This window comes from Streptomyces sp. NPDC005485 (assembly GCF_040606085.1).
GTDB lineage: Bacteria > Actinomycetota > Actinomycetes > Streptomycetales > Streptomycetaceae > Streptomyces.
In genome coordinates, this window is sequence record NZ_JBEXDZ010000001.1 from 69,389 (window position 1) to 83,738 (window position 14,350).

Below are 14,350 nucleotides of genomic sequence, written 5' to 3' on the forward strand. Positions count from 1 at the left end.
AGCCGGGTGCCTGGGGCGCAGTTTCGTTCTCCCTAGATTTCCGAGAGGGCTGAATCGCTCCCATGGCGAAGATCCTGAAGTTCGACGAGGACGCCCGTCGCGCCCTCGAGCGCGGCGTCAACAAGCTTGCCGACACGGTCAAGGTGACGATCGGCCCCAAGGGCCGCAACGTCGTCATCGACAAGAAGTTCGGCGCCCCCACCATCACCAACGACGGTGTCACGATCGCCCGCGAGGTCGAGCTCGACGACCCGTACGAGAACCTCGGCGCCCAGCTGGTGAAGGAGGTGGCGACCAAGACCAACGACATCGCGGGTGACGGTACGACCACCGCCACCGTGCTGGCCCAGGCGCTCGTCCGCGAGGGTCTGCGCAACGTCGCGGCCGGCGCGTCGCCCGCCCTCCTGAAGAAGGGCATCGACGCCGCGGTCAAGGCCGTGTCCGAGGAGCTCCTCGAGACCGCCCGTCCGATCGACGACAAGTCGGACATCGCCGCCGTCGCAGCGCTCTCCGCGCAGGACTCGCAGGTCGGCGAGCTCATCGCCGAGGCGATGGACAAGGTCGGCAAGGACGGTGTCATCACCGTCGAGGAGTCCAACACCTTCGGCCTGGAGCTGGACTTCACCGAGGGCATGGCCTTCGACAAGGGCTACCTGTCCCCGTACATGGTGTCCGACCAGGAACGTATGGAGGCCGTCCTCGACGACCCGTACATCCTGATCCACCAGGGCAAGATCAGCTCCATCCAGGACCTGCTGCCGCTGCTTGAGAAGGTCATCCAGACCAACGCCTCCAAGCCGCTGCTGATCATCGCCGAGGACGTCGAGGGCGAGGCCCTGTCGACCCTGGTCGTGAACAAGATCCGCGGCACGTTCAACGCGGTCGCGGTCAAGGCCCCCGGCTTCGGTGACCGCCGCAAGGCCATGCTCGGCGACATCGCCACCCTCACCGGTGGTCAGGTCATCGCCGAGGAGGTCGGCCTCAAGCTCGACCAGGTCGGCCTGGACGTGCTGGGCACCGCCCGCCGCGTCACGGTCACCAAGGACGACACGACCATCGTCGACGGCGGCGGCGACAGCGCCGACGTCTCGGGCCGCGTCAACCAGATCAAGGCCGAGATCGAGAACACGGACTCCGACTGGGACCGCGAGAAGCTCCAGGAGCGCCTCGCGAAGCTGGCCGGCGGCGTGTGCGTGATCAAGGTCGGCGCCGCCACCGAGGTGGAGCTGAAGGAGAAGAAGCACCGTCTGGAGGACGCCATCTCCGCGACCCGCGCCGCGGTCGAGGAGGGCATCGTCTCCGGTGGTGGCTCCGCGCTCGTCCACGCCGTGAAGGTCCTGGAGGGCAACCTCGACAAGACCGGCGACGAGGCCACCGGTGTCGCGGTCGTGCGCCGCGCCGCTGTCGAGCCGCTGCGCTGGATCGCCGAGAACGCCGGCCTGGAGGGTTACGTCATCACCTCCAAGGTCGCCGAGCTCGACAAGGGCCAGGGCTTCAACGCCGCGACCGGCGAGTACGGCGACCTGGTCAAGCAGGGCGTCATCGACCCGGTCAAGGTCACCCGCTCCGCCCTGGAGAACGCCGCCTCCATCGCCTCCCTGCTCCTCACGACCGAGACCCTGGTCGTCGAGAAGCCGGCCGAGGAGGAGGCCGAGGCCGGTCACGGCCACGGGCACTCCCACTGACGTACGTCGGTAGGTAAGCGGCAGGAAGGCCCGGCACTCCAGGAGTGCCGGGCCTTTCCGCTGCCGTACTACTGCTCCAAGGCGTCCAGCGCCCCGAGTTGGGCCATCAGTCCGAGCCGGTCGTACTCCCACCAGCCCTCGACGATCTTGCCGTCCTCACGGCAGCGGAAGATCGTCGAGCCGGTCATGGAGACCTTCCTGCCGGTCGCCGCAAGGCCCATGAAGTCACCCTTGTGGGTGCCGCTCCAGGTCCAGCGGGTGCAGACCCGGTCGCCCTCGGAGATCTGGTCCTCCACGGTGAACGTGAACGAGAACCCGCCGCGCCACATCTCCATCTCGCGCCGTATCGCGTCCCGCCCCATGGTGTCCTGCTCGTTGGCGGGGTCGTGGTCGTGGTAGTCCTCGGCGATCAGGCCGTCGAGCGGCGGGAGTTCACCGCTGGTGCCCATCTCCTCGAAGAGTCTGCGGATGTTCACCGCGTACAGATCGTCGTCCCGCACCACGTCCAGATCGGTGAACGTCGGCATCTCGTCGCACAGCGAGACCATCTCCCGGAAGATCCGGTCGGTCTCCGGCAGATTCGAGTTCCGCATCGCTTCCTCGTACGACGGGAACTCCACGATCTCGATGAAGTGGGAGTCGTCGGACCGGTCCTTCCCGATGACGCTGTGCGTCGCGGTCCGCTTCCCCTTGGTCTGCTCGACCCATGTGTCCATCAGCCGGTCCATCTCGTCGAACCGACTGGTCCTGCAGTCTATGAGCTGCACAAATGTCATGGCGCCGCCTCCGGCCCCCCTGGGTCCGGTCGATGACCTCATTGTCCCACCGGTACGGCGACGCCACCCTGCGCCATGACAGCTCGTACGTCCCCCGGCTACTGAGGCCCGTACTTCCGCCCCGTCCTCGACGTGACCCCGCCCAGCAGCGCACGCGGCGTCACCTTCACCACGCCCATGAGCGCCTTGTAGCGCGGGTCCGGAATGGACAGCGACCTGCCGCGCGCCAGGTCCCCGAGCGCCGCCGCGACCAGCTTGTCCGCGTCCAGCCACATCCACTTGGGGATGTTGTCGGTGCCCATCCCGGCACGCTCGTGGAACTCGGTGCGCACGAAGCCGGGGCACAGCGCCATCAGCCGTACGCCACTGCCCGCCAGGTCCTTCGCCGCGCCCTGCGTGAACTGCACGACCCACGCCTTGGACGCCCCGTACGTACCGCGCGGCACGAAAGCGGCCACCGAGGCGACGTTGACGACACCGCCCCGGCCGCGCTCCCGCATGGCCTCGGTCGCGGCGGAGGTCAGCCGGAGCACCGCCTCGCAGTGCACCTTGAGCATCTTCAGCTCGTCGGCCATCGACACGTCGAGGTAGCGGCCCTTGTTGCCGAAGCCCGCGTTGTTCACCAGCAGGTCGACGGCGTTCTTGCGGTCGCCCAGCCGCGCGGCCACGGCTTCGATGCCGTCGTCCGTCGCCAGGTCGGCCGTCAGCACCTCCGCCTCGATGCCGTGCCGGTCGTGCAGTTCGGTGGCCTGCTCACGCAGCCGCTTGGTGTCGCGCGCCACAAGGACGAGGTTGTGGCCATCGGCCGCGAGGCGCCGTGCGAAGGCGGCGCCGATGCCCGCGGTCGAACCCGTAATCAGAGCCGTTGTCATGGGGAAAGATTAGTGACCTCGTCGAGGCCCTCCACGCCCACCGGGCCGCCTTCTCACGGACCCGACGCAAAGTCCTTGCAGGCCCTGCGAGTTGAGCGACACGGCGGCTCAGCGAGGGCTGACCCCGTGCTTCGCCACGTACTCCTGAGCGTTCTTCCGCGCCTCCGGATGCAGCGCGTCACCCGCCGCCGGCAGCCGCGGCAGCAGCCCCCGTTCGAGGGTGACGGCGCGGAACTGGAGGGCGACCGTCACGTCGTGGTCCGGCCGGTGCACGATCTCGATCGGGTCGCCGGAGCGGATCTCGCCCGGCTCGACCACCCGCAGATAGGCGCCGGGTGCACCCTTGTGGGTGAAGCGCCGCACCCAGCGCCGCTCGCCGAGATGCTCCTGGAACGTACGGCAGGGGATGCGGCCGCAGGTGACCTCCAGGATCACGTCGGAGCCGATGCGCCAGCGCTCGCCGATCAGCGCGCCGGACACGTCGAGCCCCTCGGTCGTGAGGTTCTCGCCGAAGGAGCCGCTGGGCAGCGCCCGGTCGAGCTCCCGCTCCCAGCCGTCGAGGTCCTCGCGCGCGACCGCGTACACGGCCTGGTCGTCGCCGCCGTGGTGGCGCGTGTCGCACACCGCGTCCCCGGCCAGCCCGCTCGCGCCGATCCCCTTGGGCCCGGGCGCCGCTATGCGCACCGGTCCGTCGACCGGCTGCTTGTCGATGCCGGTCAGGCCCTCCGGCTGGTCCGTATAGGTGACAGCCTGCGGACGGCCCAGGTTCAGCGACAGAAGCTTCATACGAGCACGCTAGGCGATTCCCGGCAAAGCCACGACGCATTATTCGGCGCCGTACCCAAGGTTCGCTTATGCTCGAAGGGTGATCGAGGCCCGTCATCTCCGTGTTCTGCGCGCCGTCGCCGCCACCGGCTCCTTCTCGGCGGCCGGGCGGGAACTGGGCTGCACCCAGCCCGCCGTCAGCCAGCAGATGAAGGCGCTCGAATCCTCCGTGGGCACCACGCTGCTGATCCGCACGGGCCGCGAGATGCGGCTGACCCAGGCCGGCGAGGCGCTGGTCCGGCACGCCGCGGGCATCATCGCCGGACTCACGGCCGCCGAGGAGGAGGTCGCCGCGATCGCGGGCCTGCGCGCCGGCCGCGTCCGCCTCGTCTCCTTCCCGAGCGGCAGCTCCACTCTCGTCCCCACCGCCCTCGCCGCCCTGCGCGCCGAACACCCCGGCACCCGCGTCTCCCTGGAGGAGGCAGAGCCGCCGCGCTCGGTCGAGATGCTGCGCGAGGGCGACTGCGACATCGCGCTCGCCTTCCGCTACGAGGGCGCCGCGACGGAGGGCGGCACGGGTGAGTGGGACGACCTGGTCGTACGGCCGCTGCTGAGGGACCGGCTCGTCGGGCTGGTCCCCGAGGGGCACCGGCTGGCCCGCGCCGGCTCGGTCGCGATCGGCGAACTCGCCGGTGACCCGTGGATCGCGGGCTGCCCGCGCTGCCGCGGACAGCTCGTCGAGGTCTGCCGGACCGCGGGTTTCGTGCCCCGCATCGACTTCGCCACCGACGACTACCCGGCCGTGGTCGGCCTGGTCGGCGCCGGTCTCGGCGTGGCGGTCCTCCCGGAGCTCGCCATCGAGTCCGTACGACCCAAGGGGGCCCGCACGGTGACGGTGGAGCCCGCGGTCCGGCGGGAGATCGTCGCGCTCACCCTGCCGGATCTGGCCCAGGTGCCCGCGGTGGCGGCGACCCTCGATCACCTCGCGGGGGCCGCGGAGCGCTGAACTCCCGGCGGGAGACAGGCTCGAAGACTTCAGAGGCGGGCTCGAAAGCTTCAGAGGCGAACTCCAAGGCTTCAGAGGCGAACTCCAAGGCTTCAAAAGAAGGGGCACGCGTAAGCGTGCCCAACGGGGAGAAACGTTCCTTCAGTTGTGCATCTGGTGCGTCGGGCCACCGACGCCCGACGCTGACGCCGACGCCGAGACGAGCCGGTTGCGCGCCCGCCCCATGAGTTCCTCACGTTCGTCCTCGGTCAGCCCGCCCCACACGCCGTACGGCTCGCGCACCGCCAGTGCGTGGGCCGCGCACTGCGCGCGGACCGGGCATCTCATGCAGACCTCTTTGGCCGAGTTCTCACGTGCGCTCCGTGCCGCACCGCGCTCGCCCTCGGGGTGAAAGAAGAGCGAGCTGTCGACCCCGCGGCACGCCGCGAGGAGCTGCCAGTCCCAGAGGTCCGCGTTCGGACCGGGAAGGCGGGAGAAATCTGCCATTGCGTGTCCCCTTGTTGCCGTTCTGGGCCGTTATGTGCCTACCGACCGTACAACTACGATCTAAGGAGATGAAAATATGACTCATTGCGAATCTAGCCTTAGACACCAGCGAAAGGGAAGAAAAACGGCCAAACGGGGCATAGCTTGTGATGAAAGCTTGTGGGTCCGTTGTGCATGTCTCCACCGTTACTGCGCCCTCACGTAGAGTGCCGAAGATGGATGACAGCCCCGTAACTCTTTCGAGTGACCGTCGTTGAGAGTGCGAGGCGGTTGAAAAGTACAAGCGCTCGGGCAGACGGTCCTATCCGTCGGCGAGTATCGACCGCACAGGTGACGATTTCGTACCAGCCTGGAGGCTCAAGGTGACGCGCATCAGCTGCGGAGGGCGGCCATGACATCCGTCCTCGTCTGCGACGACTCCCCGCTTGCCCGAGAGGCGCTCCGCCGCGCGGTCGCGACCGTGCCCGGCGTCGAGCGTGTGACGACGGCGGCCAACGGCGAGGAAGTCCTCCGCCGCTGGGGTGCCGACCGTTCGGACCTGATTCTGATGGACGTACGCATGCCCGGACTGGGCGGCGTCGAGACGGTCCGGCGGCTGCTGTCCGCCGACCCCGGTGCGCGCATCATCATGCTCACCGTCGCCGAGGACCTGGACGGCGTGGCGCTCGCCGTCGCCGCCGGAGCCCGCGGCTATCTGCACAAGGACGCCTCGCGCGCCGAACTGCGGGCCACCGTGACGCAGGCGCTCGCCGACCCGACCTGGCGGCTCGCGCCGCGCAGACTGCGGTCGGCCGAGATGGGTGCCGCGCCGACCCTGACCGCGCGGGAGATCCAGGTCCTTGAGGGTATGAGTCACGGCCGCTCCAACGCGGAGATCGGCCGCGAGCTGTTCCTCTCCGAGGACACGGTGAAGACGCACGCCAGGCGGCTGTTCAAGAAGCTCGGCGCCTCGGACCGCGCGCACGCAGTGGCGCTCGGTTTCCGGTGGGGCCTGGTCCGCTAGGTGAGCCTCAGCGGGGGTACGGAATTCCCCGCCTACCGCATGGTGGGCGGGGTTGGCAAAAGGACCCGCCGAGTGTCCGCTGCTCGTTTCGCCGCCGATGCCGCATGCTTGAGGTGTGGAGTTCCTCGGGGACGAGTCGGGCGAGCGGAAGGGGAGGGCGCAGGAGATGAGTTCCGGCGCACCTGCTCATAACGCTTCGGTGCACAACTACGGACGCGGTGCCACGGACAGGACGACGCCGAGGCACCATGGACCGATGCGCGATGACGAGACGACGGTGATCGGTGCGCTCGTCCATCGCGCTGTGGACGGTGACGAACAGGCCACACACGATCTGCTCGCCCATGTCCACCCACTGGCGTTGCGCTACTGCCGCACCCGTCTGTCCCGGCTCCCGGGCGACGCGCGGCACTTCGTGGAGGACCTGGCGCAGGAGGTCTGCGTCGCCGTACTCCTCGCGCTGCCGCGCTACAAGGACACCGGACGCCCCTTCGAGGCTTTCGTCTTCGCGATCGCCGCGCACAAGGTCGCCGACCTCCAGCGTGCCGCGATGCGCCACCCCGGTTCGACCGCCGTGCCCTCGGACGAGATGCCCGAGCGGCCCGACGACTCCCTCGGTCCCGAGGAGCGCGCCCTGCTCAGCAGCGACGCCGAGTGGGCCAAGAAACTCATGGCCAACCTCCCGGAGAACCAGCGCGAGCTGCTTCTCCTGCGCATCGCCGTCGGCCTCACCGCCGAGGAGACGGGCCAGATGTTGGGAATGTCACCGGGTGCGGTGCGGGTGGCGCAGCACAGGGCGCTGAGCCGGTTGCGGGCGCTCGCCGAGCAGTAGGCGGTCGCCCGACACATGCCTTCGGGCCGCGGATGAAACGGGCGGCCCCCGACTCCGTACGAACATACGAAGATCGGGGTCACCCTGAACCGTGGAATGAGAGACCCCCGCTTCCCGTTAGCATGGACATCCGCACCGATCAAGGCCATTTGGGGAAGGTGTCATGACTGCCAACGTCGACGGAGTGCCCGCCAAATTCGCGACACTCGGGCTGACCTACGACGACGTGCTGCTGCTGCCGGGCTCGTCGGACATGGCGCCCGACCAGATCGACACCGCCTCGTACGTCTCCAGGAACGTGCGGGTGAACATCCCGCTGCTGTCCGCCGCCATGGACAAGGTCACCGAGTCGCGCATGGCGATCGCGATGGCCCGTCAGGGCGGCGTCGGTGTTCTGCACCGCAATCTGTCCATCGAGGACCAGGCCAACCAGGTCGACCTGGTGAAGCGCTCCGAGTCCGGCATGGTCACCGACCCGATCACGGTGCACCCGGACGCGACGCTCACCGAGGCCGACGCGATCTGCGCCAAGTTCCGCATCTCCGGTGTGCCGGTCACCGACGGCTCCGGCAAGCTGCTGGGCATCGTCACCAACCGTGACATGGCCTTCGAGACGGACCGCTCCCAGCAGGTGCGCGACGTCATGACGCCGATGCCGCTGGTCACCGGCAAGGTCGGCATCTCCGGCGCCGACGCCATGGAGCTGCTGCGCCGCCACAAGATCGAGAAGCTTCCGCTGGTCGACGACTCGGGCGTCCTCAAGGGCCTCATCACGGTCAAGGACTTCGTGAAGGCGGAGAAGTACCCGAACGCCGCGAAGGACGGGGAGGGCCGCCTCCTCGTCGGCGCGGCCGTCGGCGTTGCCGGCGACGCCTTCGAGCGCGCCCAGGCCCTCATCGAGGCGGGCGTCGACTTCATCGTCGTCGACACCGCGCACGGCCACTCCCGCCTGGTCGGCGACATGGTCGCCAAGATCAAGTCGAACTCCGGCGGCGTCGACGTCATCGGCGGCAACATCGCCACCCGTGACGGCGCGCAGGCGCTCATCGACGCGGGCGTCGACGGCATCAAGGTCGGGGTGGGCCCCGGCTCCATCTGTACGACCCGCGTGGTCGCCGGCATCGGCGTACCGCAGGTGACGGCCATCTACGAAGCGTCGCTCGCCGCGAAGGCGGCCGGGATCCCGGTCATCGGCGACGGTGGCCTGCAGTACTCGGGCGACATCGCGAAGGCCCTGGTCGCCGGTGCCGACACGGTGATGCTGGGCTCGCTGCTCGCGGGCTGCGAGGAGTCGCCGGGCGAGCTGCTCTTCATCAACGGCAAGCAGTTCAAGTCGTACCGCGGCATGGGCTCCCTGGGCGCCATGCAGTCCCGCGGCGAGCAGCGCTCCTTCTCCAAGGACCGCTACTTCCAGGAGGGTGTCGCCTCCGACGAGAAGCTCGTCCCCGAGGGCATCGAGGGCCAGGTGCCCTACCGCGGCCCGCTCTCCGCGGTCGTCCACCAGCTGGTCGGCGGACTGCGCCAGTCGATGTTCTACGTCGGCGGCCGCACCGTTCCGGAGCTGCAGGACAACGGCCGGTTCGTCCGGATCACCTCGGCGGGCCTCAAGGAGAGCCACCCGCACGACATCCAGATGACGGTCGAGGCGCCGAACTACAGCCGCAACAAGTAGTCGCACGGCGCCGTAAACGGCGTCCACGCGCGCGTGAAGGGCGGCCTCGGGGGTTCCGGGGCCGCCCTTGTCGTATGCGTCGGGGATACTGGGAGGCGCAGAAGCGAAGAGGGAAAGGCCACACACGTGACTGAGATCGAGATCGGGCGCGGCAAGCGCGGCCGCCGGGCGTACGCCTTCGACGACATCGCCGTCGTCCCGAGCCGCCGTACGCGAGACCCGAAGGAGGTCTCGATCGCCTGGCAGATCGACGCCTACCGCTTCGAGCTGCCGTTCCTGGCCGCCCCGATGGACTCGGTCGTCTCCCCGGCCACCGCGATCCGCATCGGCGAGCTGGGCGGCCTGGGCGTCCTGAACCTCGAAGGCCTGTGGACGCGGTACGAGGACCCGCAGCCGCTGCTCGACGAGATCGCCGGGCTGGACGCGGAGACCGCGACCCGCCGCCTCCAGGAGATCTACGCGGCTCCCATCAAGGAGGAGCTGATCGGGCAGCGCATCAAGGAGGTGCGCGACTCGGGCGTCGTCACCGCCGCCGCGCTCTCCCCGCAGCGCACGGCGCAGTTCTCCAAGGCCGTCGTCGACGCGGGCGTGGACATCTTCGTCATCCGCGGTACGACGGTGTCGGCCGAGCACGTCTCCGGTGCCGCCGAGCCGCTGAACCTGAAGCAGTTCATCTACGAGCTGGACGTCCCGGTCATCGTCGGCGGTTGCGCCACGTACACCGCGGCCCTGCACCTGATGCGTACAGGTGCGGCCGGTGTCCTCGTCGGCTTCGGCGGCGGCGCCGCGCACACCACGCGCAACGTGCTGGGCATCCAGGTCCCGATGGCGACGGCGGTGGCGGATGTCGCCGCGGCACGCCGTGACTACATGGACGAGTCCGGCGGCCGGTACGTGCACGTCATCGCGGACGGCGGTGTCGGCTGGTCCGGCGACCTCCCCAAGGCGATCGCCTGCGGCGCCGACTCGGTGATGATGGGCTCCCCGCTGGCCCGCGGCACGGACGCGCCGGGCAAGGGCCACCACTGGGGCATGGAGGCCGTCAACGAGGAGCTGCCGCGCGGCAAGAAGGTCGACCTCGGCACCGTCGGCACCATCGAGGAGATCCTCACGGGCCCCTCGCACATCCCCGACGGCTCCATGAACATCTTCGGCGCCCTTCGCCGCGCCATGGCCACCACCGGCTACAGCGAGCTGAAGGAGTTCCAGCGCGTCGAGGTGACGGTGGCGGACTCGCAGCACAAGCGCTGACCCCGCACGACGCGAAAGGCCCGCCCACCTCTTGGTGGACGGGCCTTTTCGCGTACTGCCGGGGTCGTCAGGCCCCGGCCTTGCGCGCACTGGAGAAGGCCACGTACGCGGCGATCGCGAAGAAGAGGAAGGTCAGCGGGTCGGCCTCGGCCTTCCAGGCCTCCTGGACGAGGCTGAAGTTGTCGAAGAACAGCTCGCTGAAGCCGACGCCCAGGTCCTTGGCGCCGATCATCGCCTCGCCGACCAACTGGCCGAGGTAGACCGAGCCCAGCGACAGGACGGCGCTGACCACCGGCAGGATCGGGTTGCGGCCACCGACGCGGCCGGCGGCGATGCCGATCAGGAAGCCGACGCCGACGGCGGCATAGCCGATCTCGTGCTTGGTGGCGCCGATGATGACGCCGTACAGGCCCGCGGCGACCAGCGCCGCGCCGACGGCCGCGGCCAGACCGAGGACCAGGTTGTTGCGCACCGGGGCGGCCGGGGCCATCGGGGCCATCGGGAAGCCGGCCTGGGGCGGCGCGGCCTGGTACGGGGCCGCCGGGGCGGTGGGCTGGCCGGGCTGGCCCGCGTACGGGTTGTCGGCCGGTGGACCGGACGGCGGCGGCGTGGGCTGACTCATGTGGTTCCCCCCAGGGACGCAGGCGTGCGCGGGGACACGCCAGGGATGTGAGCGCACTTGTGTGCGAGAGCTGCCGCACATTAGCAGGCGCGTACGACATCCGGACACGCGGATTTCCGTGCCCTCGAAGGGGTCAGAGCCGGTGTGCCGCCCCGGTGGGAGTCGCTCCCCTTGTGTCCAGCAGGAGTTGGGCTTTGACCGACAGCCCTTGGAGATCGTACGTGCGGTGCTGCTGGAGCAGGATCGTCAGGTCGGCGTCGGCGGCCGCCTCGTAGAGGGAGTCGGCGCGCGGGACGGGACGGTCGAGCACGCTCCAGGCGGGGACGTGCGGGTCGTGGTAGCTGACGGACGCGCCGAGTTCCATCAGGCGGACGGCGATCTCGTGGGCGGCGGTGCCCTGTTGGTCGGCAAGGTCCGCCTTGTACGTGACGCCGAGAAGGAGCACGCGTGCGCCGCGGGCCGACTTGCCGTGCTCGTTCAGGAGCGTGGCGGCACGCTGGATGACGTACTGCGGCATATGGCTGTTGACCTGCTGGGCGAGTTCGACCATGCGCAGAGTACGGCCCGCGTGGCCGGTCAGGTCCTGGGGGACCGCGTGACCGCCGACCCCGGGGCCGGGCCGGAACGCCTGGAAGCCGAACGGCTTGGTCTCCGCGCAGCGGATGACGTCCCACAGATCGACGCCCAACTCATGGCACAGGACGGCCATTTCGTTGACCAGGGCGATGTTGACGTGCCGGAAGTTCGTCTCCAGGAGCTGCACGGTCTCCGCTTCGCGGGGTCCACGCGCGCGTACCACCTTGTCGGTGAGGCGCCCGTAGAAGGCGGCGGCCGACTCGGTGCAGGCGGGGGTCAGGCCGCCGATGACCTTCGGGGTGTTGGCGGGGCCGAAGTCGCGGTTGCCGGGGTCGACGCGGCTCGGCGAGTACGCGAGATGGAAGTCGCGGCCCGCGCGCAGCCCGGAGCCCTCTTCGAGGAGGGGGCGCAGGAACTCCTCGGTGGTGCCGGGCTGTACCGGCGACTCCAGGATGACCGTGGTGTGCGGACGCAGCCGGGCGGCCAGTGTGCGGGCGGCGGCGGCCACCTGGGTGAGGTCGAGGCCGCCGTCGGCGCCCTGCGGGGTCGGCGCGCAGATGACAGCGGTGCGGACCCGCCCGAGTTCGACGGGGTTGCTGGTCGGCCGGAATCCCCCTGCGAGCATCCGGCGCAGTTCGGCGGGGGTGAGCGAGCCGCCTTCCGGCCCGGTCTTGTAGCCGAGCGTGGGGATGCCGGCGGCGACGGCGGCCTGGGCCAGGGGCAGGCCGAGATGTCCGAGTCCGATGACGGCGAGATCTGCGGGCATGGAGTGGGCCGTCCTTCCCAGTAGCCGAAGCGGGACAGGTGCGCAAGCCCTGTGGACAGGATGGGCGAGCGCAATGTCAGACTAGGAGTAAATATGACCGATTTACGGGATTGGTTGAGCGAGTTTCCGTGAGTGTTGTCCACAGGCTGCGGGTGGGTAGTGGCCGAAGACGGGCAACGCGGTCAGAATTTGGGCATGGGGGACGTGGACCGAGCCCCGCCGGACAGGTGTGGCCAGCGCGACAGACAGCGGGAGGCAGCGGTGAGGACAGCAACACTTGGGCCTGCGGAGCGAGCCGAGTCACTTGCGGCCATGGCCGAGCGCGAGCTGGATGTGCTGGTCGTGGGCGCGGGAGTGGTCGGTGCGGGCACCGCGCTCGATGCCGTGACACGCGGCCTGTCCACCGGCCTGGTGGAGGCGCGTGACTGGGCGTCGGGCACGTCGAGCCGGTCCAGCAAGCTGATCCACGGCGGCCTGCGCTATCTCGAAATGCTCGACTTCGCGCTCGTACGCGAGGCGCTGAAGGAGCGCGGACTGCTGCTGGAGCGGCTGGCCCCGCACCTCGTGAAGCCCGTCCCGTTCCTCTACCCGCTCCAGCACAAGGGCTGGGAGCGGCTGTACGCGGGAGCGGGCGTCGCCCTCTACGACGGCATGTCGATGGCACGCGGACACGGCCGCGGCCTGCCCATGCACCGTCACCTCTCCCGTCGCCGCGCCCTGCGCGTCGCCCCCGCCCTGAAGAAGGACGCACTGGTCGGAGCGCTGCAGTACTACGACGCGCAGATGGACGACGCCCGTTACGTCGCGACGCTGGTGCGCACGGCCGCCTCGTACGGCGCGAAGGTCGCCAACCGCGCCCGCGTCACCGGCTTCCTGCGCGAGGGCGAACGGGTGGTCGGTGCCAAGGTGCAGGACGTCGAGGGAGGCGGGGAGTACGAGATCCGCGCCAAGCAGGTCGTGAACGCCACGGGCGTGTGGACGGACGACACCCAGGCGATGGTGGGGGAGCGGGGCCAGTTCCACGTACGGGCGTCCAAGGGCATCCATCTGGTCGTACCGAAGGACCGGATCAAATCGACGACCGGGCTGATCCTGCGCACCGAGAAGTCCGTGCTCTTCGTGATCCCCTGGGGGCGGCACTGGATCGTCGGCACGACCGACACCGACTGGGACCTCGACAAGGCGCATCCGGCGGCGTCCAGCGCGGACCTCGACTATCTGCTGGAGCACGTGAACTCGGTGCTCGCCGTGCCCCTCACGCGCGACGACGTCCAGGGGGTGTACGCGGGACTGCGCCCGCTGCTCGCCGGTGAGTCGGACGCCACCAGCAAGCTGTCGCGCGAGCACACCGTGGCGCATCCGGTGCCGGGGCTGGTGGTTGTGGCGGGCGGCAAGTACACGACGTACCGGGTGATGGCCAAGGACGCGGTGGACGAGGCGGTGCACGGCCTCGACCAGCGGGTCGCCGAGTGCGTCACCGAGGACGTGCCGCTGCTCGGGGCGGAGGGATACCGGGCGCTGTGGAACGCGCGAGCGCGGATCGCGGCGCGCACCGGACTTCATGTGGTGCGCGTGGAACACCTGTTGAACCGCTTCGGAGCCCTCGCCGAGGAGGTGCTCGACCTCATCGCAGCCAACCCCGCGCTGGGCGTCGCCCTGCCGGCCGCCGAGGACTATCTGAAGGCCGAGATCGTCTACGCCGCCTCGCACGAAGGGGCCCGGCACCTGGACGACGTGCTCACCCGGCGGACGCGGATCTCGATCGAGACCTTCGACCGGGGCACGCGCAGCGCCCGCGAGGCCGCCGAACTGATGGCGCCGGTGCTCGGCTGGGACAAGGACCAGATCGAGCGGGAGGTCGAGCACTACGAGAAGCGGGTGGAGGCCGAGCGCGAGTCGCAGCGCCAGCCGGACGACCTCACGGCGGACGCGGCGCGGCTGGGGGCGCCGGACATCGTGCCGTTGTAGGGCCGTGCCCGGGCGGGGCCCGTCACTTCGAACGGGCCCGTCATGCCGGGCGTCCGTCATGCCGGACGCC

13 protein-coding genes are annotated in these 14,350 nt (G+C 69.7%); 7 read left to right on the plus strand and 6 right to left on the minus strand.

What is annotated here, in order from left to right; all coding sequences use genetic code 11:
• The first annotated feature begins 62 nt into the window (after nucleotides 1-62).
• Nucleotides 63-1,685 carry a chaperonin GroEL gene (groL, locus tag ABZS97_RS00385; protein WP_356131539.1) on the plus strand — a complete coding sequence of 541 codons (1,623 nt, stop codon included), beginning with the start codon at nucleotides 63-65 and terminating at the stop codon, nucleotides 1,683-1,685.
• Nucleotides 1,686-1,753: 68 nt separating this feature from the next.
• On the opposite strand, the gene ABZS97_RS00390 is transcribed toward groL, so the two are convergent.
• The 3 genes from ABZS97_RS00390 to ABZS97_RS00400 form a co-directional block, all read right to left on the minus strand.
• The gene (locus tag ABZS97_RS00390) at nucleotides 1,754-2,461 is read right to left on the minus strand and encodes an ester cyclase (protein ID WP_356131542.1); all 708 of its coding nucleotides are present in this window, start codon (nucleotides 2,459-2,461) and stop codon (nucleotides 1,754-1,756) included.
• Between the two features lie 98 nt (nucleotides 2,462-2,559).
• Nucleotides 2,560-3,333 (minus strand): SDR family oxidoreductase, encoded by a 774-nt coding sequence (locus ABZS97_RS00395; protein ID WP_356131545.1) that lies wholly within the window; start codon nucleotides 3,331-3,333, stop codon nucleotides 2,560-2,562.
• Between the two features lie 108 nt (nucleotides 3,334-3,441).
• Nucleotides 3,442-4,119: an MOSC domain-containing protein gene (locus ABZS97_RS00400; protein WP_356131547.1), complete on the minus strand. Its 678-nt coding sequence runs from the start codon at nucleotides 4,117-4,119 to the stop codon at nucleotides 3,442-3,444.
• Between the two features lie 79 nt (nucleotides 4,120-4,198).
• Here ABZS97_RS00400 and ABZS97_RS00405 point away from each other — a divergent pair, with 79 nt between their 5' ends.
• Nucleotides 4,199-5,104 carry a LysR family transcriptional regulator gene (locus ABZS97_RS00405; RefSeq protein WP_356131550.1) on the plus strand — a complete coding sequence of 302 codons (906 nt, stop codon included), beginning with the start codon at nucleotides 4,199-4,201 and terminating at the stop codon, nucleotides 5,102-5,104.
• 141 nt (nucleotides 5,105-5,245) lie between these two features.
• On the opposite strand, the gene ABZS97_RS00410 is transcribed toward ABZS97_RS00405, so the two are convergent.
• Complete coding sequence (locus tag ABZS97_RS00410) at nucleotides 5,246-5,590, minus strand: WhiB family transcriptional regulator (protein WP_356131553.1); 345 nt, start codon at nucleotides 5,588-5,590, stop codon at nucleotides 5,246-5,248.
• Between the two features lie 391 nt (nucleotides 5,591-5,981).
• Here ABZS97_RS00410 and ABZS97_RS00415 point away from each other — a divergent pair, with 391 nt between their 5' ends.
• From ABZS97_RS00415 to ABZS97_RS00430, 4 genes are all read left to right on the plus strand, one after another.
• Entirely contained in the window at nucleotides 5,982-6,593 is a 612-nt protein-coding gene (locus ABZS97_RS00415) for a response regulator transcription factor (protein ID WP_003948568.1), read from the plus strand.
• 256 nt (nucleotides 6,594-6,849) lie between these two features.
• Nucleotides 6,850-7,425 carry a sigma-70 family RNA polymerase sigma factor gene (locus tag ABZS97_RS00420; RefSeq protein ID WP_148010063.1) on the plus strand — a complete coding sequence of 192 codons (576 nt, stop codon included), beginning with the start codon at nucleotides 6,850-6,852 and terminating at the stop codon, nucleotides 7,423-7,425.
• Between the two features lie 163 nt (nucleotides 7,426-7,588).
• A complete protein-coding gene (guaB, locus tag ABZS97_RS00425; protein ID WP_356131557.1) occupies nucleotides 7,589-9,097 on the plus strand; it encodes an IMP dehydrogenase in 1,509 nt (502 codons plus the stop codon).
• A 126-nt stretch (nucleotides 9,098-9,223) separates the two neighbouring features.
• The gene (locus ABZS97_RS00430) at nucleotides 9,224-10,348 is read left to right on the plus strand and encodes a GuaB3 family IMP dehydrogenase-related protein (RefSeq protein WP_356131560.1); all 1,125 of its coding nucleotides are present in this window, start codon (nucleotides 9,224-9,226) and stop codon (nucleotides 10,346-10,348) included.
• A 67-nt stretch (nucleotides 10,349-10,415) separates the two neighbouring features.
• On the opposite strand, the gene ABZS97_RS00435 is transcribed toward ABZS97_RS00430, so the two are convergent.
• Nucleotides 10,416-10,970, minus strand: coding sequence for a hypothetical protein (locus ABZS97_RS00435; RefSeq protein WP_356131563.1), 555 nt, complete (start codon nucleotides 10,968-10,970; stop codon nucleotides 10,416-10,418).
• A 133-nt stretch (nucleotides 10,971-11,103) separates the two neighbouring features.
• Entirely contained in the window at nucleotides 11,104-12,312 is a 1,209-nt protein-coding gene (locus ABZS97_RS00440) for a nucleotide sugar dehydrogenase (protein ID WP_356131566.1), read from the minus strand.
• A gap of 261 nt (nucleotides 12,313-12,573) precedes the next feature.
• Between ABZS97_RS00440 and ABZS97_RS00445 the strand changes: the two genes are divergently transcribed.
• Entirely contained in the window at nucleotides 12,574-14,280 is a 1,707-nt protein-coding gene (locus ABZS97_RS00445; RefSeq protein ID WP_356131569.1) for a glycerol-3-phosphate dehydrogenase/oxidase, read from the plus strand.
• The last annotated feature ends 70 nt before the right edge of the window (nucleotides 14,281-14,350 follow it).